Below are 26440 nucleotides of genomic sequence, written 5' to 3' on the forward strand. Positions count from 1 at the left end.
GTAAAGCTGCTCTGAGTGATGAAATTGCGCCTTTAAGTGTTGATTCTGCCAAATCATATGGACATTCACTTTGTTGTTTCTGTTTTGTTGTTAGCTTTCTGATATGGCTTTCCTTCCAGAGAATTAGTAATTTTAAGTCTATTTTATCAATAGGATATGCTAGGAATTGTTTGAAGTGATAACGGATGATATTGATTTTATTTCGCGCTGTTTTTGGGTTTTTTGATATCAAAACCACTTCATATTCTTTCAGATACTCATCAAGCGTTAGGAGATTTGTGGAGGTCAAGTGGAATTGAGGTTTGGCGAGTTTAAGTAGATGAGCTGAAATAACGTTATCCAAATCTTGTTTTGGCGTAAGGTCGCAAATTTTCCTTGTTTTCAATTTCCCCGTGCTGCTTTCTCTCACTCTGCTATAAAAACTCATGGCTGCTAGGCTGTTGGGGACTAGCTCGTTAGTATCGTTATTTTGGAAGTTTTTGATATCTAAAATCCGAATGTAAAAGTTAGGTATATCTTTCACTGAAACGGTCAGATATTTTCGTTTACCTGAGTGCCATTCGTGAACAACCTGGATCAATTTAAGGTCTTTGTTCTGCGGCTCATTTCCGCTCCCGCTGACATTGAAGGTTTTGTGAAACTGTTGAATGACATCGTCGTTTGGCGCTCCCACAATAATCAGGTTGAATGTATGAAGTAGAAGATCCCACATAAGTTGGTAGAGTTTCATTTGTTTTGCCTTTTGTTGTTTAAGATGGCAATAGCATGCAAATTTATTTCAAAAGGCAGAAATTTCGATTATGCATAAAAAAATTAATGAGGAGTGTGCACAAGATTTCTAGACCAAACATAATCGTTTTTTTTGTTTTTTTTACGCACCAGATATTCTTCGCGGGTCTACCCACTAGGAGTTATTTGATGTCAGATGTAAGGCTATACACCGAAAAACAAACCGCGATGAGGTTGTCTATGTCAGTTAGCGCATTACAGAAGAGTCGAGCTAAGGGCTCAACTGCAATTGAGCTGGGGCATGCACCAAGCTTTATTAAGATTGGTAGTCTTGTACGCTACACGGCCGAGGATATTGAAAATTTTATTTCTTCAGCAAAGCAATATGCACTTGAGTCAGAATCGAAGTCCTCGACCAAAAAGCAAAATCTTGGAACCGTGATGTGGGGAAATACGGGGGGGAATGAGAGGACAGATAATAGTCAACATGTAGAAATGGTAGTTGAAGACTCTATGGAGGGGCGGCTGATAAAGGAAAAAAAACCTAAATGTTGGCTGACGGGTATTGGCTTATAGCATGTTGATATTGGGCCTAATCCTTTATTTCTTTTCTCTCAGGCCCATTGAACTTCTATAAGTTGCATACGCTTTATCAGGTAAGTAAGCATTATTAAAAAATGCTGTAATTGGACGAGTTGAACACTGGACTCGTCAAGATTGATACTTTCATCTTAAGCGACGCGTTAGAGCGTCGCTTTACTCTTTTCGGGTCATCTTCAGCTTCGTTTTTTTGCACTCTATTAACTCCCTAACTTTTATCATTCTAAGATGCTGACACGACCTAATGCGTGTTCCATTTTAGGTAGAATAAATTTGTAGCTTGAATTGCCTTGAAGTTTGGTTAGACTGATGTTTTGCACCCTTTTGCATGGGGTTGCATGCAGTTTGTGCGATATAGGTGCGATCGTTCCTAGGTTCAGGTATTTCGAAGGTGAGAATGGGTGTGCTTTAGATACAAAAAAGCCCATTGAATCAATGGGCTTCTTCGTTGTATTGGGTGGTGGCCCCTCACGGACTTGAACCGTGGACCTAACGATTATGAGTCGTGTGCTCTAACCAACTGAGCTAAGGGGCCGACTTAAGGTAATCGTCATTACCTGAAGCGGGTGGAAGTATACTAAGCTTACTTACGCTTGTCACCCGTGTTTTGGCTTGAAATACACACAACTGATTCAATTGGTTATCTGTTAATCAACTTAAATGTAATCGTCGCCTAAATTTAGGGCTTCGATACTGTGCTGATGTCGATATTAGCGTATGAGAGACAATAAAAAGCCCTGCATAGGCAGGGCTTCAAATCTTACTTAGCTGACTTTAGGCTGTTAACGGCCTATTCATCTAGGAATGATTTTAAGATTTCTGAGCGTGAAGGGTGACGCAGTTTGCGCAGTGCCTTGGCTTCAATCTGACGAATACGTTCACGGGTTACGTCGAACTGCTTACCCACTTCTTCAAGAGTGTGGTCAGTGTTCATATCGATACCAAAACGCATACGCAGTACTTTCGCTTCACGAGCGGTTAGACCTGCTAACACTTCGTGTGTGGCGTTTTTCAAGCTTTCGCTGGTCGCTGAGTCTAGTGGTAGTTCGAGGGTCGTATCCTCGATAAAATCACCTAAATGCGAATCTTCATCGTCACCGATTGGAGTTTCCATGGAGATAGGTTCTTTGGCGATTTTCAGTACCTTACGGATCTTATCTTCCGGCATCATCATTCGCTCAGCCAGTTCTTCAGGTGAAGGCTCGCGGCCCATTTCCTGTAGCATTTGGCGAGATATACGGTTCAGCTTGTTGATCGTTTCGATCATGTGTACTGGAATTCGAATGGTACGCGCTTGGTCGGCAATAGAACGAGTAATCGCCTGACGGATCCACCAAGTTGCATAGGTCGAGAACTTGTAACCACGACGGTATTCGAATTTATCCACGGCCTTCATCAAGCCAATGTTACCTTCTTGGATTAAGTCCAAGAATTGCAGACCACGGTTGGTGTATTTCTTCGCGATAGAAATTACCAGACGTAAGTTTGCTTCAACCATTTCTTTCTTCGCACGGCGGGCTTTAGCTTCACCGATTGACATACGACGGTTGATGTCTTTAATGGCTGAAATCGCTAAGCCGGTTTCTTCTTCAACTGCTGCAAGCTTAGTACGACAACGGATCACGTCGTCTTCAACCATTCTTAGGCCTTCGGCATAAGGTTTAGTTGAGGCTTTTTCAGTGTTGAACCAATCGAGGTTGGTTTCGTTGCCAGTGAAGAATTTAACAAAATTTTTCTTCGGCATTTTGGCTTGTTCCACGCATAGTTTTAACACTAAACGTTCTTGAACACGTACGCGATCCATCATAGTGCGCATGCTTTTTACTAAACGGTCAAACTGTTTAGGTACTAAGCGGAATTCTTTGAAGATTTCACCAATTTCGAATAGTGCTTTTACCGATTCTGGGTGTTCACGGCCCTTAGCTTCGATAATTTTCAGTGCACTTTCGTAGGCGGTTCTCAGTTGAGCGAATCTTTCGCGTGCTTCTTCAGGATCAGGCCCTTTGTTGCCTTCTTCTTCATCTTCACTGTCTTCGTCATCATCTTCGTCATCTTCATCGTCCAGCTCTTCTTCAGATAATTCTGAGCCGATGTGAGTTGCTGTCGGTGCGACGTCTTCTTCGTCCGGGTTAACAAATCCAGAGATAATATCAGATAGGCGCAGTTCGTCGGCTTCAAATTGGTCGAATTGCTCAAGGATCATCGCGATCGCTTGCGGGTACTCGGCGACAGAACTTTGAACTGTGTTGATGCCTTCTTCGATGCGTTTGGCGATAACAATTTCGCCTTCGCGGGTCAGAAGCTCAACGGTACCCATTTCACGCATGTACATGCGCACGGGATCGGTTGTGCGGCCAAGTTCGCTTTCTACTGTTGCGAGTGCGGCAGCGGCTTCTTCAGCGGCATCTTCGTCTGTGTTGTCTTCCGACATCATCATGTCATCGGCATCTGGGGCTTCTTCGAATACCCGGATACCCATGTCATTTGTCATCTGGATAATATCTTCGATCTGGTCAGAATCGACCATGTCTGCAGGTAAGTGATCGTTCACTTCTGCATAGGTTAAGTAACCTTGCTCTTTACCTTTGGCAAGCAACAGCTTAAGTTGCGACTGCGGAGTATGATCCATAGATATCATCCAAGTTGGGAAACTGTTACAACGACGGACACTTAGCATAAGCTAAGTGCCGCGCAAATCGTCAATTATAGCCGTGTGCACATGTCTGTGCTAGTCACTGGGACAGTGAATGAGGACATTTTTGCCTCAGTTCAACCCTTTCATGACTGAGATCAGCTTCGAGAGCTGCATCTTCTCTTCTTTAGTATGAGTCTGTTTTAGACTCAATTCCTGATATCGTTGTTCAATATATTGATTGTTCAACCAAACCAGGGTTTGTTTAAACTTTTCGAGCAAGTTTTCATCCGCCACTTGATGGTCCCATTGGGCCAATTTATGCAGAGTGCCGCTATAAGGGTGTTCTCTGAATTGTTCAAGTAGTTGTGCGCTGTTTAACGTTTGCTCTCGAGTCATCTCCAATAACAGTGGCAGCAATTCTATGCCTGGCATCTGTAAGTGGGCGAGTGCGGGTTGTGGGGGTAAACCCATACCCAGTTTAGGATGTTGTACTAGCAATGCGATGGCGAGTCGCAAGGGTGTACCGCGTCCTTTTAATCCATTATTTGCCATTGGTTTAGCTTGTTTCACGCTAAAGCCTAGCTTCTTTTTCATATCTTCTGAGCTGTTCATTCCTAACTTGTGAGCTAAGTTCTCAAGCAGTAAGTTTTGCAGCACAGTATCTTGAATTTTTTCAATTAAGATAAAAGCTTGTTTCGCTAAGTTGCCTTTATCTGTACCGTATTTTGTCGCTAATGTATCAAACAGAAACTCGGGTAGTGCTATGGCTGAATCCATTAAGGTTTCAAATGCATTTTTACCAATTTTACGTACCATAGAATCAGGATCTTCGGCCTGAGGCAGGAACATAAATCGCACTTGATCGCCTGGCTTTAATAATGGCAATGCCGTTTCTAAGGCGCGCCAAGCCGCTTCAGTACCCGCTCTGTCACCGTCGTAACAGCAAACCACTTCTTTAGCGCTGCGCAGCAAAAGCTGAAATTGCTCCGCTGTAGTCGAAGTGCCTAATGACGCGACGGCATAATCGACACCAAATTGCGCCAACGCCACCACATCCATATAGCCTTCAACGATCAGCACTTTGTCCGGATCGCGATGGCGTTGTTTTAGTTCATAAAGACCATAAAGCTCATTGCCCTTATGAAATATGGGCGTTTCTGGAGAATTCAAGTATTTGGGTGTGCCATCACCTAAAACTCTGCCGCCAAAACCAATGACTCGTCCGCGCCTGTCGCGGATAGGAAACATCAGGCGGTCACGAAATCTGTCGTAACGTTTACCACTGTCGTTACTAATTAACATACCCGCAGTGAGTAATTTATCCTGCGCATCCTGATTCTGACGATAGCGGCCCAATAAGCCGTCCCAACCGTCTGGCGCAAAGCCAATACCAAAATGTTCGACTACATCATCGGATAAACCGCGATAGGCAAGATAATCGATAACTTTTTGTTTATCTTGGTGTTGTCTAAGTTGGTTTTGAAAGTAAAGGCTCGCTTCTTCCATGAGTTGGTATAAGTCACGACTTAAACCGTCATCATGTCGCTTGCCTGTGCCTTGTTCTCTGGGAACCTCTAATCCAAGCTGGCCCGCCAAATCTTCAATGGCATCAATAAAATCGAGTCGGTCATACTCCATCACAAAATCGATGGCGTTGCCGTGAGCACCGCAGCCAAAGCAATGATAGAACTGTTTATCACGGCTGACGGTAAACGAAGGTGATTTTTCGCTATGAAAAGGACAACAGGCCGAGTAGTTCTTACCCGCCTTTTTCAAGGGCACCTTACGATCGATAAGTTCGACTATGTCAGTGCGAGCGATTAGCTCATTGATAAAATCACGAGGTATTGCCATTGAGTGCTTAAAATCCCGCCTTGCGCGAATTTAAACAAACAAGCCGCGCATAGGCACGGCTTGTTCATACAGTGAAACGCTAATTATTGCAATTTTGCACGGATCATAGCGCCTATAGCGCCCATGTCTGCACGTCCTTGCACTTTAGATTTCAATGCTCCCATTACTTTGCCCATATCCGCCATGGCGGATGCACCTACTTCTACAATAGTTGCATCGATGAGCGCCGCGACTTCCGCCTCTGTAAGAGGGGTAGGCAGGAAAGCTTCAATAACTTGAATCTCTGCTGCTTCCACGTCGGCCAACTCGTTACGACCCGCTGCTTCAAACTGAGCAATCGAGTCACGACGTTGTTTCACCATTTTGGTTAAGACCGCTATAACCTGTTCATCAGTCAGAGATTCGCGGGTATCCACTTCAATCTGTTTGATGGCGGCTAATGCCATACGAATAGTGCTCAAGCGCGCCTTCTCTTTGGCGATCATGGCCTGCTTCATGTGGTCTTTTAGCTGATCAATTAGGCTCATATGAGATTAATATAAACGTACGCGACGTGCGTTTTCGCGAGAAAGCTTCTTAGCTAAACGTTTAACTGCAGCTGCTTTTGCGCGCTTACGTGCAGTAGTTGGCTTCTCGTAGAATTCACGAGCACGCACGTCGGCTAAAATACCAGCTTTTTCACAAGAGCGCTTGAAACGACGCAGAGCTACGTCGAATGGTTCGTTTTCACGTACTTTAATAATTGGCATACGCCATCACCCCTTAGGTGTAGGTTGTTCTGGTTCAATTGCTCGAACCAAGTCTATTTAAAATGGTGCGGAATTTTATACCGAGACACCTAGGCTTGTAAAGCCCTAAAACTGAGCTCAGTCCTATAGTGTACTCAATATGGCTTGTGCGGCTGGAGTAATTGAGCACTTGCAGGTAGAATTAGCGCCCTTTTAGTTAGCAATTGATGAGACACCATGCGGGTTCTAGGTATTGAAACATCCTGTGACGAGACAGGTATCGCCGTCTATGACGATGAGCTGGGCTTATTATCGCACACTTTATACAGTCAGGTTAAGCTGCATGCTGACTATGGTGGTGTGGTGCCTGAACTGGCATCACGTGACCATGTGCGCAAAATTGTGCCGCTTATTCGTCAAGCGCTGAAAGATGCAAATACTGAAATGGCTGATCTCGACGGGATTGCCTACACCAAGGGCCCAGGTTTAATTGGTGCTTTGCTTGTTGGCGCCTGTGTAGGGCGGTCACTGGCGTTTGCTTGGGACAAGCCTGCTATCGGTGTGCATCATATGGAAGGACATCTACTGGCGCCTATGCTCGAAGATGACGCGCCTGAGTTCCCCTTTGTGGCCTTATTAGTCTCTGGTGGCCATTCTATGTTGGTTAAAGTCGATGGGATTGGCCGCTATGAAGTATTAGGCGAGTCGGTTGACGATGCCGCGGGCGAAGCGTTTGATAAAACGGCCAAGTTGATGGGGCTGGATTATCCCGGTGGTCCGCGTTTAGCAAAGCTTGCTGCTAAAGGTTTACCTGCAGGGTATAAATTCCCGCGACCTATGACCGACAGACCCGGACTCGATTTTAGCTTTTCGGGTTTAAAAACCTTTACCGCTAATACTATTGCTGCTGAACCTGACGATGAGCAAACGCGCGCCAATATTGCCCGTGCCTTTGAAGAAGCCGTGGTCGATACGCTAGCAATTAAATGTCGCCGCGCACTGAAGCAAACTGGCTATAACCGCTTAGTGATTGCCGGTGGCGTGAGTGCAAATACGCGCTTAAGAGAAACCTTGGCTGAAATGATGGGCTCTCTAGGTGGAAAAGTATTTTATCCTCGCGGTGAGTTCTGTACTGATAACGGCGCCATGATTGCCTTTGCTGGATTGCAGCGTTTAAAGGCGGGGCAGCACGAAGATTTAGCGGTAAAAGGTCAACCTCGATGGCCGTTAGATACCTTGCCACCTGTGGCTTAAGTCAGCTGGGCTTAACAGCTTGTTCATGCCGATAGGTTTATGCTGAAATAAAAAAACTGCGCTTTTAGCGCAGTTTTTTATTAGGGTAATTTTATTGGGTGTAATGTTATCTTAGGATTTTTTAGGGCGCTTCTTGCGTGACACTTTGGACTCTTCTCCCTTGAGTAAGCGCTGAATATTGTCTTTATGGCGAATAATGATAAGCGTCGACAACATGGCAACTGGAATAGTGAATCTGTCGTCTAGCCACCAAGTATAAAGGGGCGCAAGTAAGGCGGTAAGAATCGCGGCAAGGGACGAGTAGCGGCTAATTAACAGCAAGATAACCCAAGATGCCATTAAGCAAATCGCTAAATCATCGCCAATGGGAGCCATGGCGCCAAAGGCGGTAGCAACGCCTTTGCCGCCTTTAAAGCCAAAAAATACCGGATAAATATGTCCAAGGCATGCGGCGATGGCGATAAGCCCGAGTGACACTGCATCTATGCCCATGAGATAAGCTAAATAAGAAGGCACGGCACCTTTGAGCATGTCGAAAAACAACACCATGGCAGCCGAACTCGCGCCGCCAATTCTTAGTACATTGGTGGCGCCTGGATTGCCTGAACCTTGCAATCTTGGATCGGGTAGACCTCTCATCCTACAAACCAGCACGGCACTTGAGATTGAACCCGCTAAGTAGGCGGCCAAAATCATCAAAAGTGTCTGTGTTAATGGACTCACATTGGTTTCCTTACGCGTCTTAAGGTATTATCGCGCAACAATTTAAAAAGCTGACCCAGTTGCCAATCCCGCTATAGGTTTGTGCGATAACTCGCCTAGTTAGGGCTGAGATATTCTCTGAATGAGCAAATCCTTTTAGGGCGTTATCCTACTGTGGATTGGCTCGAGTAGAAAGTAAATTAGTTATCTGTCAGAAGATTGCGGATTATACAGCTAGGATCACTTTTAGCTTATCAGACCTCATAGTCGTTAGTTGGAGAAAGCATGGATAAGGTACTTATACGGCAATTACGCATTGATACTGTGATTGGTGTCTATGAGTGGGAAAAGAAAATCCAGCAGAGCCTGTTATTAGATTTAGACATGGCGTGGGATAACAAACCCGCCGCTGCGACAGACGATTATCAATATGCGCTGTGCTATGAGACAGTTTCCAATCGATTAACCCAACTTGTTACTGAGCATCCAATCGAGTTAATCGAAACGGTTGCCGAGCGCGTGGCCGATTGCCTACTTCAAGAATTTAATGTGACTTGGGTGAAAGTTGTGGTGATGAAGCTGGGAGCAGTCGCAACGGCAGCTTCGGTTGGCGTTGAGATTGAACGTTCACGTTAGATTAGTAGTTGATCAACTGCGCTGTTGATTGAGAAACAGTGTTTATCTTCAGATAAATCGGACATTAGCATGGCACGTATTTATATCAGTCTGGGTAGCAATATCGAGCCTAAACAACATCTGCAAGCGGGATTAACATCGCTGCGAGCGTGTTTCGGACCACTGCGCCTTTCTTCTATGTATGAAAGTGAAGCGGTAGGTTTCAGTGGCACTAACTTTTTGAATATGGTTGCTAGCGCTGAAACGGATCTTAATATAGCGGCGGTAGTTGCACAGTTTAAGCAAATCGAGCAGAATCACGGCCGGCTTGCCGGGGCGAAGAAATTTAGCCCAAGAACCTTAGATTTAGATCTGCTGCTTTATGACCATGTAGTATGCCAAACACCTGTTGTGCTGCCCCGTGCTGAGATAGTCAATAATGCCTTTGTGTTATGGCCATTAGCCGAGTTAGCGCCGGAATTGATTCATCCCGTGGTAGACAAAAGCTATGCACGTTTGTGGCAAGAATATGACAAAGATTCACAGCGACTTTGGCCTGTGACGTTTGAATGGCCCTCAGGGCTGACGTTTTAATTTATTGATAGGATTGTCATGGATACGTTTCAGGTCATTATTTTAGCGCTTATTCAAGGGCTAACCGAGTTTTTACCTATTTCTAGTTCTGCCCACTTAATTTTACCCGCACAGCTTTTAGGCTGGGAAGATCAAGGTTTATCCTTCGATGTGGCGGTGAATACCGGTTCGTTATTTGCTGTGGTAATTTATTTCAGACACGAGTTATGGACTATGTTTAATGCTTGGATTGCGAGCATTTTCAAAGGTCAGCAATCCGAAGACAGCAAGCTGGCGTGGTGGATTATTCTGGCGACCTTGCCAGCGGTGTTTTTTGGTTTTCTGGCAAAGGATTTTATCGCGACTCACCTACGTAATGCTGAGGTCATCGCGGTCACTACCGTTGTATTTGGTTTGTTGTTGTGGTGGGCCGATAAGATGTCGCGTCGCGATTTAACGGTTTATCAGACGGGCTGGCGTAAAGCCTTGTTAATTGGTTTCGCGCAGGCATTGGCCTTGATCCCAGGGACTTCGCGCTCTGGGGCCACTATGACAGCGGCGCTAATGTTAGGCTTAAGTCGTGATGCAGCGGCCCGCTTTTCATTCTTAATGTCAGTGCCTGTGAGTTTAGGGGCGGCGATTTTAGTGGGTAAAGATCTGGCGAAAAGTGAACTTCCGATTGATTATCAAGCGTTAATCCTAGGAACTCTGATTTCGTTTGTTGCAGCTTATGCCTGTATTCATTACTTCTTAAAAATCATCAGCCGCATGGGAATGACCCCATTTGTAATCTATCGTTTAGCACTGGGTGCAGTCTTGTGTGGATTTATCTTCTTCTAGCCACGCGAGTTTGGTCATCATAGTGAGATAATAAATAATAGAATCGGGTCATGTACCCGATTTTTGTTTTTGGAGCTTCCTCATTTTCTGAAGCTTAACTTATTTTTGGAGCTTTATATGGGTCTCGAATATCAGTGTCCAACCTGCGGACTTGTGTTAAAACAACACAAAGCCTCCCAAGGTTTTTATTGTGTCAATAAGCATCACTTCGATCGAAATGAGCAAGGCTATTGGGTTTTTACTAAACCACAACGCCAAAAGCCGACTGGTGATTCGCGCGAGCAAGTTAGAGCTAAGCGTTTTCTACTCGAATCAGGCATATTTTCGCCTTTGATCGATAAACTGGCTGAGATAATCACTGGATCTATTACGCCTGATGCTTGTTTATTGGATTATGAATGCGCTGAGGGCTTCTTCTTGCGTGCTTTAGCTTCCAAGCTGGCTGAGGTCGAAAATCCGCTAAACGTCCAGTACGTGGGCGTAGCGGACGCAGAAAATGCCATTTTTGCTGCCGCGAAGGCGCAGACTCCTGGGATCTTGTGTTTAAGCTCCTCTAAAAAATTACCCTTTGCCGATAATTGTGTGGATTTTATTACTGTTATTGATCGGCCGTTAAAGGGAAAAGAGTCTATCAGGATATTGAAAGACGATGGGACCATGTTACTGGTTATGCCTGGGCCACGACACCTATGGCAACTCAGGGAATACATTTATTCTGACTTAGTAGAAAAACCTTTCAAAGTGAATTTACCCTCAGCATTATCGGTAAAGGAGACTCAGACATTGAGCTTTACCTTATCTGTTACTGGTGAACAGGCATTAACGCTATTGGATATGGCACCTTATGCATGGCGGGCAAATGACAAGATGAAGCACGATATTCAAGCTAATCATTTTGAGTCGCTGGAAATTGAGTATGTATTAGTCTTAGCACATAAACGTGTAAGTGAGTTGCTATAGGTTAAAACCTGCAGTTGATGCGGTTAATTTTAAACCAATTCATAGGCTTGGCTCGATGGTTTTGAGATGTCTAATAAGGCCGTTTTACTCAAGTCTATGATTCTGTTTGACGTTTTATGTTGTTTTTATGTTGGATGGGCCGAAGGTGTCATTATTTTTAACTTTAGGCCTATTTGTTCTGTGACAAATACAACTTTCTTATTGCCTTTGTTTCCCATGTAGCCTCGATTTTTGTCAATAGTTTTTCTTTAGAAGATCCATATTATTCTTTTATAAAAAACATTTTTTAAGATAAGCGAGACTGACCTTTAAGAATGCTTAAAAGTTTTAATGAGAAGCTTAGATTAATAGCGAAGGTTTTAATTAAAAGATGAATGGGATCCGTTTATAAAGGCGCATACGAAAGTTAACTTTTTTAAGGGGATTGGGGGTAGGCTTTAAAGATGCGTTTGGAAATTTAAAGTCAATTTAGCGCTTTTGTATTAGTGGGCTGACAATAATGTATTGAATGACAGGTATAAAAAAAGGCTTAGATTGATGCGCTTATCGCTTTCATCTTTCTTAAGCCTTTTGTCTTAACTTACTAAATAGTAAGCTAAATTACCTTTCATTACTTCTTGTAACGAGAAGCAACGTTGTCTAAACGGTCGTTTGCGCGTTTAGCTTCTGCTTGTGCGTCCATAGATGCTGCTTTTGCATCTTTAACGTCTGCAGACAGTTTGCTTTGCTCTGATTTCAGAGAACCAACATCAGCTGACAATTGATCAACTTTGTTGCCCAGAGTTGCAACGCTTTCTTCCAGAGCAGTAGTGTTCGCGCAACCACCTAGTAGGGCAGTCATTGCTAAACCAGCAATCATCAGTACTTTTTTGTTCATTGTAAAAAATCCCTTAAAATAGGTTGGATTTGAATGTTTCGTTACTTTGTAAGCGAAACTACCTAATTATGACATAGCTATTTTAATTTGCTACGAATATTAATGTGTTTAACCACTATAGGCATATAAATTTTTTTTAAAAGCTTTTTTTATATGTTATATCGCCATTTCTAATCGTAAAGAAGGCTATTTTTCACTATAAAGTGATGCGGCACTTACAAAGTCTTTACAAATTATCGTCCATCCTTCCCCAGTGTAGTTTGCACTTTTTGCTTAAACTGACTGATGGCTTCAATTCGCCGTAAATTTAATGCCTGCTTTATCTCTGCGCCTTGGAAACCTGCGGCAATGATAGCGGCGATATCGACATTATTGGCGGCAAGGAAGCATTGAGATAAATACTCGCCTTGAGGATAAGTAGTGTTTTCAAATCCTGTGCGGCCGCGCATATCGGCGGTGCAAGTTAATATAAGTTGTGTTAAGCGCTCTGGCTTACGCCAAAAGTCAGCTTTATCGAATATTTTTACGATAGTTTCGGCTCTAAGCTCGAAGGCCTGATGGACGTTCTGATGTTGGTCACTGACCAGTAACGCCAGATCGCGCGTTTCGTTCGGCACTCGTAAACGTGCACAGAGTGCTTTTATCAGTGGCAAGCCCTTTTGGCCGTGACCGTGATGTTTAGGTAAATGCTCTTTTGGGCTGAGGGCTTTTCCTAAATCATGTACGAGAGCGGCAAACCGAACGCTTTTGTCCTCTGTCAGAAGCGCAGCTTGGGCGAGGACCATTAATGTATGCACGCCTGTATCTATTTCAGGATGCCATTTCTCAGGTTGAGGGATGCCAAATAAGGCAAATATCTCGGGAAAGAGCACTTCAAGGGCGCCACATTGGTGCAGAACCTCAAAAAAGATCTCTGGGTGAGGTCCACCTAAACTTTTATCGACTTCTTGCCAGACTCGCTCCGCTGTTAACGCGTTAAGTTCATCGCTTGCGCTAATTTGGCGCATCAGTGCCAGAGTTTCTGCGGCAATGTGAAATCCTAAGGCATGAAACCTTGCGGCAAAACGGGCGACACGCAATACACGAAGTGGATCTTCAACGAAAGCATCCGATACATGGCGCAATAGGCGCGCGTTAATATCCTCAATGCCATTAAAAGGATCGTATAAGTTGCCCTTTTCATCTTGGGCGATAGCATTGATGGTCAGATCTCGGCGTAACAAGTCTTGTTCTAGAGTCACATCGGGACTGGCATGGCAGCTAAAACCACCATAACCTAGTCCAATTTTTCGTTCTGTTCGGGCTAACGCATATTCTTGTTGGTTTTTAGGATGCAGAAATACTGGGAAATCTTTACCAACTTGGCGGTATCCCAGTTGCAACATTTGTTCTGGAGTCGCACCAACGACGAGGTAATCTTTGTCTTTGATAGGGAGATTGAGCAGGCTGTCACGCACAGCACCGCCAACGAGAAATATTTTCACAGGCAAGATTCGGCTAATGTGTCATAAACATAGCTTATCATGCCCATTAAGGTGATAGATAAAGTCGTCGCGAGATATTTGCGTCCTGATGTGTCACATTGATGTTGCGGATATTTTGACAATAACATTGGGACGCTTTAACGTGGGGCGTTATTTTTAAATTAGGATGATTGGTGGTATGTACAAGGCCTTTTACGGACTCAGCGATAACCCTTTTTCGATTGCACCCAATCCCCATTATTTGTTTTTGAGTGATAGGCATAGAGAGGCGTTGGCCCATTTAACCTACGGGTTAGGGGAAACGGGCGGCTTTGTGTTGCTAACAGGGGAAGTTGGCACGGGTAAAACGACGGTATCTCGCTGTTTACTTGGGCAATTGCCCGATAATACCGACACCGCATTTATCCTTAATCCATCGCTTACAGAGCTCGAGTTGCTCGCCACGCTTTGCGATGAACTTAAGATTGCCTACGGAGATAATCCCACACTCAAGCAGTTGACCGATCACTTGAGTCGGTTTTTATTGGATAATCACAGCAAAGGCCGTAATACCGTGCTCATCATCGATGAAGCGCAGCATTTACGTCCTGAGGTGCTGGAGCAACTGCGTCTTCTGACTAATCTTGAAACGGACACTAAGAAGTTATTGCAGGTGATTTTAATCGGTCAGCCAGAATTACAGCTGTTATTGAAGCGCCAAGAACTGCGCCAGTTAGCCCAGCGGATCACCGCTCGCTACCATTTATTACCGCTAAATGAAGATGAAATCGCCCTCTATGTGTTGCATCGTTTGCAAGTCGCGGGTCGATTTGAGCCTTTGTTTACCCGCAAGGCTGTTAAGGTGTTGCAGAAGTACAGTGGCGGCATCCCTCGATTAATTAACCTCTTATGTGAACGCTCGCTGATGGCGGGCTATGCGCAATCGCGGGTGCCCATAGATCATCATATGGTGCGGCAAGCCGCGGCTGAAGTATTAGGTGAAGAAGAACCTACTCAAAATAGATATCTGTGGCCGACAGCAACCGCTGCGGCGTTATGTGTTGCGTTTGGTGTGTCTTATTGGTTATTTACTGATAAGTCAGTCAATACGGTGCCAGCGTCCAATTTGGTTTCTGAGTCTGTGCCAACTAATGTGGCGTCATTAAATGCTCAAACCTTGGGCGGGGAAGACATCGCTGATAAGTCAGTAAAACCGACTAATCAACCAAGCGGTCAGACTTCCATTCCCGATCCTAATCAACGTCTGTTAAACGAGGCGATTAATCAGAGTCGCAATATCGATACTGCTTTTGCTGGTTTGTTTAGCGTGTGGGGCAAAGTGCCCTATAAAGGCTTGACGGCTTGCCAATCGGCGGTTGAGCAAGGATTGTCTTGTTATCAGCAGCAAGGTAACTGGATGTCACTGACTCGGCTTAATTATCCGGCTGTGGTGTATTTGGTTGATGACAACCAACAGGATTTTTATGGTGCTGTGATTGCGGTGGATGGCGAGCAGTTACTGATGCAGTTAGGTGAACAACAACTTTGGGTCGATAGAGCTTGGTTCAATCAACATTTCAGTGGCACCTTCGAAATTTTATGGCAAGCCCCTAATTTGCCTATGATGGATATCAGTCAAAAATCGAGTCCAGGTCAACTGCAGTGGTTAGAGAATGCCTTGGCCCACGTGAATAATCGCAATGCTCGCAGGGTCAATCAATTCGATGTGCAACTGGAAAATGATCTTAAAAGCTTCCAGAGTCAGCATGGCTTAAAAGCCGATGGTATTGCCGGAAATCAGACATTAGTGAGATTAAATTTGTATTTAAGTCAGCAAGGTCCACGTTTAACCGATAATGGGGCGCGCAGCTGATGTCCATTTTACTCGATGCCGTGACCCGCAATAAACAACAGCAACAGTCGCCTTTACCCGATGTTGTGATCACGCCAAGGGCGAATTACCCTCAGCCACGTAAATCAGGCGTGCCGATAGGCAAACTGTCTTTACTTGTTGTCGCAGTCGCCGCCGGAATTGGCGTCGCTTGGGGATTAAGTGTTTGGGACCAAACTCGTCATATTTCAACCGAGCAAACTTCAACTCACAATGTGGCGGTGACAAAGGTATTGCCACAAACTGCATCTTCATTAGCTGTTTCGACAGCGGCTAAAAATGCGCTTCAGACTGCCTCGATAGAATCGGTTACTCAGCCGCAATCAGAGGGCAGTGCTACAGCAGGTGTTCGACTCGCAGGAAAAGTGGCGCTGCCTCGGGCACAGACTTTGCCTGAGTTGACTGCATCATCGCAATATCAGGGCGGGGCGGTAGCAAACTCGCCTCAAGCTTCTAGCGCGAATATGAACAGCAATGCAGCTCAAAGTTACAAGGTTACTAACAGCAACGCTGCTCAAAACAGTGACCCTAGCTATAGTGATTCCAGCTACGGGGACTATATGGCAACGTCTGCCCAAGTGGATGCGGCAAGTCGTGAAGTTGCCTCTATGCCTGCGGACACGCAAACACAGCAACCTATGATGTTAGGTGCTAATGCTAACGAGTCGGGTCTTGCGAGTCTTGAGGCGCTGCGTCAGCAAGTGAGTGCTGCGGCGGAAGATGTCGGTTTAGAAACCAACAAAAGTCGCGATGAAGATAAGTTAGTGGCTTCCTTTCAAAGTGCGCTAAAGGATGTGGAATACACCAATGCGGCGGAGACAAATGTCACTGAAGCTAAATTAGATCCTATTCCTAAAACGGCTGCGGATGATATCCCTAAATACGGTCAACTACCTGCTGGGCTGCAATTACAAGTGCCTGAATTTAATATTGTCGCCCATGTGTATTCCAGCGATCCGACCCAAAGGTGGCTGAATGTGGACGGTGCAGAGTTACAGGAAGGGGATATGATTGCGGGTAAGCTGAAAATTATCTCCATTCGTCCACGTGACATAGTGTTAGATATTCAAGGTACTCAGTTTAAAGTACCTGCAATCTAACCAGGTTATACGAAATTGACTCTGGCACTATGAGCAATGCTTGCAGTTATTTGTGCTAGCCATAGCTAAAGAGTAAAAATGAAAAAGGCGCCTAGGCGCCTTTTTTGATCTTAATGAATATCAACTTAATTATACAGTCTGTAGGCTAAGAATAGGGTTAATGCGTAACCGACGCTGTAGCAAAGGAAAAGTGCTGGAACGTATTTCAAATAACTCACAAACGTTAGCTCTTTTACTTTACTCATGGCCACAATACCCGATGCTGAACCGATAATCAGCAGTGAACCACCTACGCCAACGCTATAGGTTAAGCCAAGCCATTCTGGAGTATTCAGGACCGGGCTTGCTTTTAACAATGCCGCTGTTAATGGCACGTTATCAATCAAGGCTGAGCCGATACCTGTGACGAAGTTAGAGATGTTGGGATTAAACATAGTATAAGCTTCGGTCAGCATGTCTAAGGTGCCGATTTCTTTAAGCATACCCACGAGCAGTAAAATACCTAAGAAGAACAACAGGGTGTCATATTCAACTTGGCGAATATACTCAAGGATTTTGATTTCTTCTTTATCGCTACGCGTGGTGTGGCCAATCAGGAACATGATTGACAGACCCGTTAGGAAGGTCAGCACTGGCGGGATACCAAACAATATGTTCAGTAACATTGTCATTAAAATAGTGCAGAAGAACACGAGGGCAATCATGACATCAACGGTTTGATAGGTGTGTTTGATGGGTGTCGTGCTTACCACGCCTTCGGCTTTGAGTGAGAACAGGGTTGCCAACAAAATCACGCTCACGGCCGATGGGATAAACAACATCAGCAGTTCGGACATATGCACATGGCCGCCTAAGAAGATCATCAATGTTGTCACATCGCCGGTGATCAAAGCGACACCGCCTGAGTTCACTGCGAAGATAATCAACACTGCCATTCTGCGGCGCATTTGTTTGTCGAGTTTAAAGGTGGTTAATAAACCTAATGACACTAACGTCGCAGTGACGTTATCACAAAATGCCGAGAGCACGAGTGCAAACAGGGCAACTTGGATCATCAACATGCGCACCGACACTTTCTGCGGGAACAGCTTTTGCACCATGATTTGGATCATGCCTTTAGCGTTCAAATACGCGACGAAGGTCATGGTCGACATCAGAAAGAGCCAGAGTGTGGCAATTTCGAGCAAATTTTCATTGAGTTGATGGGCAACGAGTTTCTCGTGGGCCGGTTCTCCAGCAGCCATAAACAGCGCTACCCAAGAAATACAGCCAAAGAATAAGGTGGTTTTTGCTTTATTAAGGTGGGTCACTTCTTCGAAAATAATACTGAGCAATGCGAGCACGGCCAGTATGATGAGAAAGGTATTTAACATAACTGCAATTCCAACTGCTGTTTTAATGTCGTAGGGCGACTTGAGTCAACCTAAAGATTGAGCATATCAAGGCTGAATTAAGCCAGCCGTGTTAGCGCGTGCGGATCAGAACATAATGGGCTAAAGAACGCAACTGTTAGCTGTGACTCAATTTGCTGCTGCTTTGTGATGTTGATCTCATGCTTTTTGGTAGTAAGCTGGTTTTATATATCGACAAATTCATCTTTATCAGTTTTATTAACTGTATTGTTTGATTTGATTACTAGGTTAAAAGTGAGATCTACGATTAAAGTCTAAGCAGTCAGTTTGTCGATCCTTCAATTAATTTTTGTTCAGCAAGATATTCATGAATGCTGCGGCCTGAGTAGTGTTGCTTTTCCACACTTTCCTTTGTTACTGAACTCTAATGGCTTAATCGATTAGCGTGTCACAAAAATGTCTTTGCCAAAATCTTGACTGGATACAAAGTGAGCGCTATCTTGTGGCTGTTTTCTTATCTAGGCACAGTATGTTGTGTTAACACCGGATGTTGTGTTTTTGGAGTAGAGGTAAATGACATTTGTTATTCGGAGCCTTTTGCTTTTGGGCTCAGTGGTTTGGTTAACGTATTCTGGCAAGCAGCTAATTGCGCTGGGCGTGATGAGTCAGCCTGAGCTCGCCATTGAGCATATCAATTTGACCATACAGTTCGTTGTAGCGGCGATCATATTTAAATCGGCTTTAGGTTCTAAAAAGTCTGATAGCTACTAACGACAAACAAAGCAAACTGGATCATAAAGCTAGCTAAATCTCAGTAAAACCAAGGGACGCTATTGCGTCCCTTGGTTATTTTTAAGGTGTAGCAACCCTAAAATCTAGGTTTAGCCTGCCGCTTTCATACTCGCTAATACACGGTCAGCCGCTTCTAAGGTCAAGCGCAGTTCTTCTTCGCCATGGGCCATCGACAAGAAACCAGCTTCATAGGCGCTCGGTGCCAAGTACACGCCTTCATCTAACATGCCGTGGTAGAAAGTACGGAACTGCTCGATATTGCATTTTGTGACTTGGTCGAAACGGGTAATCTCCGCTTGTTCTGTGAAGAAGAAACCGAACATGCCGCCAACATAGTTGATCGCCATTGGAATACCGTGCTTGTCAGCCGCCGCTTTAAAACCTTCGGCGATACGTTTGGTTTTCGCGCTCAACTCTTCGTATAGACCTGCTTCACATAGGGCGTCCATTTGTGCCAAACCTGCTGACATCGCAATAGGGTTACCCGATAACGTGCCCGCTTGGTAAACCGGACCCGTAGGCGCGATAAACTGCATCACATCTTTACGGCCACCGAAGGCACCCACTGGCATACCGCCACCAATCACTTTACCAAGCGTGGTTAAGTCTGGTGTGACGCCGTAGTAACCTTGAGCGCCGCTTTGTGATACGCGAAAACCTGTCATCACTTCATCGATAATCAACAGCGCACCAAACTCATCACACATATCACGCAGACCTTGAAGGAAACCTGGGATAGGCGGAATACAGTTCATGTTGCCAGCAACCGGCTCGATGATGATGCAAGAAATATCAGTTGGATACTGCTCGAACAGGGTTCTGACAGAATCTAAGTCGTTATACACAGCGGTTAAGGTGTGCTTGGCGAAATCTTCAGGAATACCGGGTGAGCTAGGTTGACCTAAGGTTAACGCGCCAGACCCAGCCTTAACTAACAGGCAATCTGCGTGGCCGTGGTAACAACCTTCAAATTTTAAGATCTTGTCACGACTGGTAAAACCGCGCGCTAAACGGATAGCACTCATAGTGGCTTCAGTCCCTGAACTCACCATGCGCACTTGTTCGATAGAAGGCACCATAGAGATGACTTTTTCGGCCATTTGCACTTCAAGCTCAGTTGGTGCGCCAAAAGACAGGCCATTTTCCACTGCCGCTAATACCGCTGCACGGATTTTAGGGTGATTGTGGCCGAGGATCATCGGCCCCCAAGAACCGACATAGTCGATATAAGCTTTACCATCGGCATCGTAGATATAAGCGCCATCGGCCTTTTCAATAAACAGGGGCGAACCGCCTACACCATTAAATGCACGAACCGGAGAGTTAACGCCGCCGGGGATGGTTTTTTTAGCCTGTTCAAATAGCGCTTCGGAACGGGTCATGTTTAGTCCTTAAAGTCTGTAGCCAATTAGCGATCGGCTTTACGTGAATACCAATTAACCGGACACTCATATTTTTCGAGTTGATTATCAACGCCGAGTGTCAATGCAAACAAAGCCATGCGAATTAACAGCCCATTATCCGCCTGTCTGAAGATAGCGAGATTAGGGTGGCTGTTCAAATCATTATCTAACTCATTGGCTTGCGCGCGTGAATCCCTTGGAAGCGGATGCATAATAACAGTGTTAGATTTGCAATGCTGAGTGTAAATACTGCGATTTAAGCGGAACTTGCCGCGATACTTATTTGCTTCTTCCTGCGAAGGGAAGCGCTCTTCCTGAATGCGAGTGAGATACAGAATATCTGCTTTATCTAAATGGCCTTCAAGCTGGTCGGTTATTTTGATGCTATGGCCAGCATTTTCAATGTCGGAGATCACATAATCAGGCATAGCTAATTCAGCAGGTGAAATCAGTGTGAAACTGATGTTCTTATACATGCAGAGTAAGCGCGATAGTGAATGCACTGTACGGCCAAATTTTAAGTCGCCGACCATGGCTATGTGCATGCCATCGATACCGCGGCCGGCACACTTGAGTTCTTTTTGGATAGTGTATAAATCGAGTAAAGCTTGGGTCGGATGTTCGTTCGAACCATCGCCGCCGTTGATCACTGGGACGCGGCTGCCTTCGGCAAACTCTTTTACTGAATAAGAGTCAGGATGGCGCATGGCAATCACATCAGAATAAGTAGATAACACCCGCGCCGTATCGTACAGGGACTCACCCTTAGATAAAGACGATGACGCCATACCTGTGGTTTCACGTACATGGCCGCCGAGCAAGTTAAAGGCACAGCCAAAACTCACGCGGGTACGGGTACTCGGTTCGAAAAACAGGTTACCTAAAATGGCACCATCGAGCACATTATTGCGCTTCTCTCGAAGTGCATAGGGCATCATGCGGCTAGCGACATTAAAAATAGTTTGGATTGAGTCAAGATCTAACTGGTTTACGGAGAGGATATGGGATCCTTCGAACTGATTCATCAGCCTGTTTTCCAATTTGCTAGGGGGCATTTTAAGCTGCGGTATCGCGCTTATCTGCCCTGATGTTATGTAGGGTGGCTGAGGCGCGATTGTAGCAGAAGCACTGGGGCAACGAAATAGCCACATTGCCACTGTGTTAGATTTTTGCGATGAAGCCCAAAGCTTTTAATCTGCCGCCTCAGGTTTGGCATCACTATAAGATTCTGCATCACTATCAGATTTTAAATTGATATCAGGTTTTAAATCGATGTCATTAATTGGCACTAGGCTTGTCCTAAGCGAATTTCCTGTTGCAAGTTTGACCAACTGATCACCCCGACCACGTTATCGGGCGTATCTTGATAGATAAACACCTCACCGCTGCGCTTGGGTGACAAGAGTAAATAGGCTTCATTCAGAGTAGTGCTGTCGCTTAAGCCTTGCATGGGATGGCGCGATAGCGTGGTACTGTCATCGTAGGATTGCATTTCAAGGCTGAGCATTTCGATAACGCCATCGGCGTTACGCACTAATACTGGGCGACCTTCGGCGCGTTTTAACACTTCGAGCAGCAGCTCGTCGTTGTTGTTGACGATAACGAAGCGTTTATCCATCAAGGCGCGCACGCCTTTTTTCTGTAGCGCCAAATTCACTGGGGCGACTTTATAGCCTAAACCCATAATTTCTAACTGCTTGAAGAAGATGGAGTTAGTTTTAAACCCTTGATAGGCAATCAAAAAGGCGGGAATGGTCACAAACATCGCTGGCAGGATAATACTGGCATCATTGGTCATTTCTAGCAGGGCAACTAACGCCGCCAGCGGCGCGCTTAAGCACACGCCCATCATGGCCGTCATGCCTATTACAGTGTAAAGCCCTACATAAGGGGCGATCGACGGGAACAAGATGGCACTGATCAGCGCCAAAATCGCGCCTAGCAGCGCGCCGATACCATAGAGTGGACCAATCAAACCACCGGGGATACCTAAGCCAATCGCCGCAATAGTGGCAATGATTTTGGCAAATAACAGAGCGATTAACAGCAACAGGCTTGGATGTTGGCTAATGGCTTCGCTAATGGCGAGATCGCCCGTGCCAAGGGCTTGCGGCAACACGAGACCGATTAGCGTGGTCACGCTGCCCGCCAATAATAGTCGGTAAATCAGTGGCCAGTTTTGCCCCGTCGCGGTAACTTTTAAGAGTGAGTAATTAAACAGCGCCGCAGCGCAGCCCAATACCACGCCGCCGATGGCGAGAATAGGGTAGTGATCTAAGGGAATGTGGATCACTTGAATACGGTCAAATTCGTGTACATTACCAAACACTAATTGGCTTGAAACCGCACCACAAATCGCGGAGAGCATAATCGGGAAGAAGTAATGGACTTTATATTCGCGGACAATCACTTCGAGAACAAAAATCACTGCCGCTAAGGGCGCGTTAAAGGTCGCGGCAATCCCTGCGGCAATGCCACTGGCGCACATGATACGCACACTATTATCGGGAAGATTGAATTTTTCGGCGAGAAAACTGGCGCTGACAGCGCCCAGATGGATGGCAGGGCCTTCGCGGCCGACGGAGAAATTGGTGCCGAGGGCAAACAATGCTTGAAAAAATTGTCCTACGGCAGACTGCAGCGGAATTTTACCGTAGTGCAGTTTAACTCTATGTAACACATAGGCTATTCCCATACGTTTATAGCGTTTGGAGCCTAGCTTAGCCACAATCCAAATTAATATTGCGCCTAAAAGTGGTAACAGGGCTCGCCAGTCGGCGACGTTCCCCGTAAAATCCAGCGCCTGTATTTGGGTGTAATGATTGGCCCAAACGAGCAAGAGTCGAAACAGTAAGATCACGCAGGATGCAAAAATCGCAAATAGCAGTGCCAGTATGCACAGTTGTGCACTGATCCTCGCTTGGGATAAATGGTCACGTAGCTCATTGGTTAAATACTTTTTGGCTGTGACTATGGCATGTTGAATAGCGACTTTATTTATCGTTAATTGCACTGCATTGGCCTGAGTTGTATTGTATCGAACTCGTTCTTGAGTTGTATTGTATCGAACTCGTTCTTGAGTTGATTGTATTTTATATAAGGGGCTGTTACCTAATGCCAAATTATCATCGTTGGCTAGATCGGCTGCAAGTGATGGATCTCAAGTATCGTCCATCTTCAGTGTATTTATCGCTTTTAGTGTTAGTTTCTATTCTTTTTGGGGCTTGGATAAGTTTTCTGCTACTGAGCAGCGATGAGCCCGTAGTTAAACACATCAGCAGCAAAGCCCAACGCTTGAGTGCCGAATTAGAAACGCAGACCCAATTGCTGGCGACCCGAAATTTAGAGTTGTCCGTCGAGCGTGAGGCTAACGCCCAAATGCAAGATATGTTTGGCCAGCAGATGAAAAAGCAAAAAGAATTGGAACATGAGCTGGCGTTTTACCGTAGCATTATGACGCCGGATGATAATGCCGAAGGTGTCGCCATCCACGGACTTGAAATGACGCCGGGCGTTTTAGCCGATGAGTACAATCTCAAATTGGTGTTAACTCAGCTGCAAAAGCGCAAGCAAGCGATTCAAGGTCGAGTCGAATTGACATTAATTGGCGTTCAAGATGGCAAATCCGTTAGCTTGAGTGTGAACAAACTCACGGGTTCTAAGTTGGAATTTGATTTTCGCTATTTTCAGGTCATAGATACCAAGGTCACGGTTCCTGCTGGCTTTAGTTTACAGCAAGTGAAAGTCAAAGTGCTGGTGCCTTCGAGCCGCTGGACCAAGAATTCGCAGACAGAACATGTCTATAGTGCCCCTGAGTTATTACAGGGTGAAAAAGAACCGCGGGTAATACTTGAACAAAATAGTCAGGTAAAGGATAATTTGCCCCAGAAAACTGATGTAAGAGGTAGTAATGACTGAACAAGCTGATACAGCAATGCCAATCCAATTTACCGATGCGGCAGCCGCTAAGGTGAAAGGTTTGCTGGAAGAAGAGCAAAATCCTGCACTTAAGCTACGAGTCTATGTGACTGGTGGTGGTTGTTCTGGATTTCAGTACGGCTTTACCTTTGATGAAAAGGTCAATGACGGCGATTTTACGATAGAAAAACAAGGCGTCCTCTTAGTTGTCGATCCTATGAGCCTGCAATATTTAGTCGGTGGTGAAGTGGATTACACTTCAGGACTCGAAGGCTCTCGCTTCTTCGTGAAAAACCCTAACGCAACCACGACCTGTGGCTGTGGTGCCAGTTTCTCTGTGTAAAGAGTTTCTCTATAAAGACTGCTTACTTAGCGCCTTTAAGGTGTGAAGTGAGATCAAAAAAGCCGTCGCAATGACGGCTTTTTGTTGGGCAAAATTCAGTAGGTTACTAATTTAGCTCATAATATTCAGGTTAAGCTTAGGTTTAAACCACGCCTTTACCTTTTTATCAAAAGCGATCCAGACTTGCACTAATGACAAGCTGATTAACGCAATAAAAATCACATAGTCAGGCAGTTTTCCCTGCCATTCACCTAAATGCACTGTCGTCGGGCCTGCCACTAAATTGCCGGGATCGTACATGATCACTGGCAGCATGCTAATCAAGCCAAGCTGCACGACTGTGTAGCCACGCAGCATGATAAGTGCCGCCTTTTGTCGACCAATAATGGCAATCACCATTAGAAGTGTCAGTAGACAAAATAACACGCCTTGTTTAGCGACTAAGCCACTCACGGACGCAACTACATACACTAGCAGCAGGGCAATGAGTCGTTTGGGTAAACGTGAACTCATGGCCGTGTCAGCCTTAGGTGTCGGTATAGCCGATTCTTGCTCGCTCATAAACATTCTCGCTTAGCGATTGAGATTAATGGCTTTGCTTAGGCGCTAATCGTTGATCTAATTCATAAGGCGGGATAACCACACCTAAATCATCTAATACTGGGAACACGGCAACGAACAGGTCGTCATCTTCCATGCCTGGCACCCATCTTTCGTGAAATTCATCGAATGGGATAGCTAATGTTTGGCAATCACTCCACTCATCCACAGCCCAAGATTCCGCCGCTTCTTCGGTTGGCCACATTGGAATGCAATCTTCTTCCTCAGTGGTCAGCATGACGCAACCGTCTTGGTCTTGTAATGTCCAAAGAACCTTATGTTCTTTGACTTGATCAACGAGGTAATCGTAACGGGCTTCTGGTGTCATTGCTGCTGTCTCAGCGAGGGTTTTAACAGTCTTGCTCATGAAAAATATCTCTTTTGCTTGAATAGGGCGAAGCCTGTCGTGCCGCTAATGAAAAACCTAGGGCACAGCAAAATTCACCAGTTGGCTAAATGGTAACATTAGAGCGGGATTAGAAAAAGAACAACAGTGCCAAGAGGGCGCTGTTGTGTTGCAATGGCTGCATTTTCCTTGAGAGATCAGTTTATTATTGACTTAAGTTGCTTGATTTAGATTTCAAAACAGCTAAACGTTTAATCGTATCCGTTTGACTATCTTTCGCTAGTAATTGAGATTCAACTGCTTTTGTTAAATAGTTAATGGCATTTTGCGTATCACCACTGTCCGCATAGATCAATCCTAATATACGATCGACGAAAGCTTGTTCATAAGGTGTTGTTGGCTTTAAAGTGCGGGCTGTCGATAGCGCTTGTTCTAAATTATTGTTGGTGACGAAGTTAAACGTTTTTTTAATACCTTCGACTAATACAGGGTCTTTGATGATGTGATCATTTTTTCTTATTTTTGATTTAGAACTGTCTCTAAGTTCGAAATCAAATTTAATGGTTTGATTTTGCTGGATTACAGCAAGGTTGTTGACTATTTTTTTGGGGAAATGCCATTTGCTTAATGCCGTCACTGCCGATTGTTCGAAAATATTGGCTGGACTCGATTCAAGCACTCTTATCTGTTGAGGCTGGCCATGTTCATCAATATCAAATCTTAGCTTGACATAACCCTCCATGCCTTTTTGGGCTGCTTCAACAGGATATTCCGGCTGCGGTGTGTTTACTGAATATTCTTGCTCTGTAGTCACCATTGTTTTTGGGCTACTACAACTAGACAGTAATATAAATAGTGGTAGTAC

26 protein-coding genes and 1 tRNA gene are annotated in these 26440 nt (G+C 45.0%); 11 read left to right on the top strand and 16 right to left on the bottom strand.

Features of this window, described 5'->3' with window-relative positions; genetic code table 11:
- Nucleotides 1-730 (bottom strand): hypothetical protein (locus K5Q99_RS17080; protein ID WP_220777533.1); only part of this gene is annotated, 730 nt, incomplete at its 3' end.
- Nucleotides 731-918: 188 nt separating this feature from the next.
- Between K5Q99_RS17080 and K5Q99_RS17085 the strand changes: the two genes are divergently transcribed.
- Nucleotides 919-1305, top strand: a complete 387-nt coding sequence (locus K5Q99_RS17085; RefSeq protein WP_107404063.1) for a helix-turn-helix transcriptional regulator — start codon at nucleotides 919-921, stop codon at nucleotides 1303-1305.
- Nucleotides 1306-1787: 482 nt separating this feature from the next.
- On the opposite strand, the gene K5Q99_RS17090 is transcribed toward K5Q99_RS17085, so the two are convergent.
- The 5 genes from K5Q99_RS17090 to rpsU form a co-directional block, all read right to left on the bottom strand.
- Nucleotides 1788-1864 (bottom strand) — tRNA-Ile (locus K5Q99_RS17090).
- Nucleotides 1865-2119: 255 nt separating this feature from the next.
- Nucleotides 2120-3958, bottom strand: a complete 1839-nt coding sequence (gene rpoD / locus K5Q99_RS17095) for an RNA polymerase sigma factor RpoD (protein ID WP_220777534.1) — start codon at nucleotides 3956-3958, stop codon at nucleotides 2120-2122.
- A 135-nt stretch (nucleotides 3959-4093) separates the two neighbouring features.
- On the bottom strand, nucleotides 4094-5818 hold the full coding sequence (dnaG, locus tag K5Q99_RS17100; protein ID WP_220777535.1) for a DNA primase: 1725 nt from the start codon (nucleotides 5816-5818) through the stop codon (nucleotides 4094-4096).
- Between the two features lie 83 nt (nucleotides 5819-5901).
- Nucleotides 5902-6345 (bottom strand): GatB/YqeY domain-containing protein, encoded by a 444-nt coding sequence (locus K5Q99_RS17105; RefSeq protein ID WP_006080724.1) that lies wholly within the window; start codon nucleotides 6343-6345, stop codon nucleotides 5902-5904.
- A gap of 6 nt (nucleotides 6346-6351) precedes the next feature.
- Nucleotides 6352-6567, bottom strand: a complete 216-nt coding sequence (gene rpsU, locus K5Q99_RS17110; RefSeq protein ID WP_006080725.1) for a 30S ribosomal protein S21 — start codon at nucleotides 6565-6567, stop codon at nucleotides 6352-6354.
- 216 nt (nucleotides 6568-6783) lie between these two features.
- Here rpsU and tsaD point away from each other — a divergent pair, with 216 nt between their 5' ends.
- Entirely contained in the window at nucleotides 6784-7800 is a 1017-nt protein-coding gene (tsaD, locus tag K5Q99_RS17115) for a tRNA (adenosine(37)-N6)-threonylcarbamoyltransferase complex transferase subunit TsaD (RefSeq protein ID WP_106649813.1), read from the top strand.
- A gap of 111 nt (nucleotides 7801-7911) precedes the next feature.
- Here the strand turns inward: tsaD and plsY are convergent, their stop codons facing one another.
- Nucleotides 7912-8523, bottom strand: coding sequence for a glycerol-3-phosphate 1-O-acyltransferase PlsY (plsY, locus tag K5Q99_RS17120; RefSeq protein ID WP_106649814.1), 612 nt, complete (start codon nucleotides 8521-8523; stop codon nucleotides 7912-7914).
- 264 nt (nucleotides 8524-8787) lie between these two features.
- On the opposite strand from plsY, the gene folB reads away from it, so the two are divergent.
- The 4 genes from folB (at nucleotide 8788) to K5Q99_RS17140 (ending at nucleotide 11490) form a co-directional block, all read left to right on the top strand.
- Nucleotides 8788-9138, top strand: coding sequence for a dihydroneopterin aldolase (gene folB, locus K5Q99_RS17125; RefSeq protein WP_220777536.1), 351 nt, complete (start codon nucleotides 8788-8790; stop codon nucleotides 9136-9138).
- Nucleotides 9139-9207: 69 nt separating this feature from the next.
- On the top strand, nucleotides 9208-9711 hold the full coding sequence (folK, locus tag K5Q99_RS17130) for a 2-amino-4-hydroxy-6-hydroxymethyldihydropteridine diphosphokinase (RefSeq protein WP_220777537.1): 504 nt from the start codon (nucleotides 9208-9210) through the stop codon (nucleotides 9709-9711).
- A gap of 18 nt (nucleotides 9712-9729) precedes the next feature.
- Complete coding sequence (locus K5Q99_RS17135; RefSeq protein WP_220777538.1) at nucleotides 9730-10530, top strand: undecaprenyl-diphosphate phosphatase; 801 nt, start codon at nucleotides 9730-9732, stop codon at nucleotides 10528-10530.
- 117 nt (nucleotides 10531-10647) lie between these two features.
- Entirely contained in the window at nucleotides 10648-11490 is an 843-nt protein-coding gene (locus tag K5Q99_RS17140) for a putative RNA methyltransferase (RefSeq protein ID WP_220777539.1), read from the top strand.
- A gap of 610 nt (nucleotides 11491-12100) precedes the next feature.
- On the opposite strand, the gene K5Q99_RS17145 is transcribed toward K5Q99_RS17140, so the two are convergent.
- Both K5Q99_RS17145 and K5Q99_RS17150 read right to left on the bottom strand, forming a co-directional pair.
- On the bottom strand, nucleotides 12101-12367 hold the full coding sequence (locus K5Q99_RS17145) for an Lpp/OprI family alanine-zipper lipoprotein (RefSeq protein ID WP_006080732.1): 267 nt from the start codon (nucleotides 12365-12367) through the stop codon (nucleotides 12101-12103).
- A 233-nt stretch (nucleotides 12368-12600) separates the two neighbouring features.
- Complete coding sequence (locus tag K5Q99_RS17150; protein ID WP_220777540.1) at nucleotides 12601-13851, bottom strand: multifunctional CCA addition/repair protein; 1251 nt, start codon at nucleotides 13849-13851, stop codon at nucleotides 12601-12603.
- A gap of 178 nt (nucleotides 13852-14029) precedes the next feature.
- Here K5Q99_RS17150 and K5Q99_RS17155 point away from each other — a divergent pair, with 178 nt between their 5' ends.
- Both K5Q99_RS17155 and K5Q99_RS17160 read left to right on the top strand, forming a co-directional pair.
- Complete coding sequence (locus K5Q99_RS17155; protein WP_220777541.1) at nucleotides 14030-15703, top strand: ExeA family protein; 1674 nt, start codon at nucleotides 14030-14032, stop codon at nucleotides 15701-15703.
- Complete coding sequence (locus tag K5Q99_RS17160) at nucleotides 15703-16821, top strand: general secretion pathway protein GspB (protein ID WP_220777542.1); 1119 nt, start codon at nucleotides 15703-15705, stop codon at nucleotides 16819-16821. The genes K5Q99_RS17155 and K5Q99_RS17160 overlap by 1 nt, the downstream gene beginning before the upstream one ends.
- Nucleotides 16822-16946: 125 nt before the next feature.
- Here the strand turns inward: K5Q99_RS17160 and nhaD are convergent, their stop codons facing one another.
- Nucleotides 16947-18194 carry a sodium:proton antiporter NhaD gene (gene nhaD, locus K5Q99_RS17165; RefSeq protein ID WP_220777543.1) on the bottom strand — a complete coding sequence of 416 codons (1248 nt, stop codon included), beginning with the start codon at nucleotides 18192-18194 and terminating at the stop codon, nucleotides 16947-16949.
- A 552-nt stretch (nucleotides 18195-18746) separates the two neighbouring features.
- On the opposite strand from nhaD, the gene K5Q99_RS17170 reads away from it, so the two are divergent.
- Nucleotides 18747-18944, top strand: a complete 198-nt coding sequence (locus K5Q99_RS17170) for a hypothetical protein (protein ID WP_220592311.1) — start codon at nucleotides 18747-18749, stop codon at nucleotides 18942-18944.
- A 110-nt stretch (nucleotides 18945-19054) separates the two neighbouring features.
- Here K5Q99_RS17170 and hemL read toward each other — a convergent pair whose 3' ends face one another.
- The 3 genes from hemL to K5Q99_RS17185 form a co-directional block, all read right to left on the bottom strand.
- Entirely contained in the window at nucleotides 19055-20347 is a 1293-nt protein-coding gene (gene hemL, locus K5Q99_RS17175; protein WP_220777544.1) for a glutamate-1-semialdehyde 2,1-aminomutase, read from the bottom strand.
- Nucleotides 20348-20373: 26 nt separating this feature from the next.
- On the bottom strand, nucleotides 20374-21393 hold the full coding sequence (locus K5Q99_RS17180; RefSeq protein ID WP_113940696.1) for an aspartate carbamoyltransferase: 1020 nt from the start codon (nucleotides 21391-21393) through the stop codon (nucleotides 20374-20376).
- A 263-nt stretch (nucleotides 21394-21656) separates the two neighbouring features.
- The gene (locus tag K5Q99_RS17185) at nucleotides 21657-23381 is read right to left on the bottom strand and encodes a chloride channel protein (protein WP_006080740.1); all 1725 of its coding nucleotides are present in this window, start codon (nucleotides 23379-23381) and stop codon (nucleotides 21657-21659) included.
- Nucleotides 23382-23482: 101 nt separating this feature from the next.
- Between K5Q99_RS17185 and K5Q99_RS17190 the strand changes: the two genes are divergently transcribed.
- Both K5Q99_RS17190 and erpA read left to right on the top strand, forming a co-directional pair.
- Nucleotides 23483-24286 (top strand): DUF6776 family protein, encoded by an 804-nt coding sequence (locus K5Q99_RS17190; RefSeq protein ID WP_220777545.1) that lies wholly within the window; start codon nucleotides 23483-23485, stop codon nucleotides 24284-24286.
- Nucleotides 24279-24629, top strand: coding sequence for an iron-sulfur cluster insertion protein ErpA (gene erpA / locus K5Q99_RS17195; protein WP_220777546.1), 351 nt, complete (start codon nucleotides 24279-24281; stop codon nucleotides 24627-24629). Before K5Q99_RS17190 ends, erpA begins: the two co-directional genes overlap by 8 nt.
- A 111-nt stretch (nucleotides 24630-24740) precedes the next feature.
- On the opposite strand, the gene K5Q99_RS17200 is transcribed toward erpA, so the two are convergent.
- The 3 genes from K5Q99_RS17200 to K5Q99_RS17210 all read right to left on the bottom strand — a co-directional run.
- Nucleotides 24741-25190, bottom strand: a complete 450-nt coding sequence (locus K5Q99_RS17200) for a hypothetical protein (RefSeq protein ID WP_220777547.1) — start codon at nucleotides 25188-25190, stop codon at nucleotides 24741-24743.
- Between the two features lie 25 nt (nucleotides 25191-25215).
- A complete protein-coding gene (locus K5Q99_RS17205; RefSeq protein WP_106649827.1) occupies nucleotides 25216-25596 on the bottom strand; it encodes a DUF2750 domain-containing protein in 381 nt (126 codons plus the stop codon).
- A gap of 184 nt (nucleotides 25597-25780) precedes the next feature.
- The coding region (locus tag K5Q99_RS17210) for an energy transducer TonB (protein ID WP_220777548.1) at nucleotides 25781-26440 on the bottom strand (660 nt) is incomplete at its 5' end.

It is taken from the genome of Shewanella hafniensis (genome assembly GCF_019655335.1).
GTDB classification, from domain to species: domain Bacteria; phylum Pseudomonadota; class Gammaproteobacteria; order Enterobacterales; family Shewanellaceae; genus Shewanella; species Shewanella hafniensis.